Below are 1,304 nucleotides of genomic sequence, written 5' to 3' on the forward strand. Positions count from 1 at the left end.
TGGGCCGGGCCGCCGCGACGGGGTGTGCCGCCGGGACGCGGTTTCAGGCGACCATGGGCCAATCACCCGGTAACCTTCGCAACGTGACTCGTCGACGTCCTCGGCTGACCACCACCCGCCGCGTACTCACCGTCGTGACGCTGGCTCTTCTCACGCTTCCCGCGATGTGCGGCGCCGCCCTGGCGCAGGACATCGGGGACCGGTACAGTCCCGATCCGCTCACGCCGCTGGAGGCCTGGGCTGTCTACGGTGGGACGATCATCGGTGGGTTCCTGGTCGCGATCGGGCTCACGCTGCTGTCGAGCCGGGGCAGCGGCCCGTCCCGCTACCGGCCGGGGCGCTCCTGGAACCATGACGAGGTCTGGGTCGGGGATCCGCCCGCGGCCGCCGCCGAAGGCGAGCACCCGCGCGTGGCCTCACCCGGCGCGGGCGGTGCCAGTGGCACCTGGTGAGCCCTTCACCTGGGAGCAGCGCGACCGGCTCGAACGGGCGCGGGCGGCGGCGCAGGCCCGCACCGGCATCCGGTTCGCCGTCCGGGTCGGAGCCGTCGACGACGACCCGGAGCTGTTCGCCGAACGGCTGCTGGCCAACCTGGCGGCACGCCCGGGCGACCCGGCCGTCGTCATCCTGGTCTCTCCCGGTCAACGGTTCGTCCACATCAAGACGACGAGAGGGGCCAGGCGGCGTGTCACCGACCAGGCCGCCGGGCTCGCCGTCCTGACGATGACCTCCAGTTTCGCCCTCGGCGACATCGTCAACGGGATCATCAACGGCCTGCGCCAGCTGGCCGACGCCGCCGGCCCCCAGCCGTCCGGGTCCCCCGGCGGGCCGAGCAGGGTCTTAGCCTCGCTCTGAGGTGGGCGGGCTGGGGGCCGTTGCCCCGCGGTCTCCCGGACAGCCGGAGAACGCGCGGTCATGTTTTCCGCGCGCGGTGGGCGGCCGCGTCCGCCCGGGCCTCACCGGTCCCGCCGTACCTGTTCGTTATTCCTGGTTCCGTGTCGGTCAGTATTCACCTCGGCCAGTATTCACCTCGGCCATCGTCTCCAGGTGATATCTCCGACAAGGCGCCCGGAGGCGCCGGGCGGCAGCACCGCCCAGGAATTCCGGCAATGCCACCAGGGCGCCCGCGCGGTGGCGGGGCACGCGTCGGCTGACACGACACTAGTGCGGCCCGGCCGCTGCCGCCGCCTTCCTTCCATTTTTTTCTGTCTTGTTTTCGGACGGTTTCCTGATGTTCATCGCCGTGATCCTCCTGCGTCCAGCGATTCCACCCTAGTGTTACCGACGGCCCGGACAACCCCGCC

At 71.3% G+C, this 1,304-nt stretch carries 2 protein-coding genes; both read left to right on the forward strand.

What is annotated here, in order from left to right:
• Window positions 1–452 (forward strand): hypothetical protein (locus AC5LSR_RS18585; protein WP_493468738.1); only part of this gene is annotated, 452 nt, incomplete at its 5' end.
• Window positions 439–855, forward strand: coding sequence for a DUF5130 family protein (locus AC5LSR_RS18590; protein ID WP_250283500.1), 417 nt, complete (start codon window positions 439–441; stop codon window positions 853–855). The genes AC5LSR_RS18585 and AC5LSR_RS18590, both read left to right, overlap by 14 nt.
• The last annotated feature ends 449 nt before the right edge of the window (window positions 856–1,304 follow it).

The organism is Protofrankia sp. CiP1_Cm_nod4 (assembly GCF_982290645.1).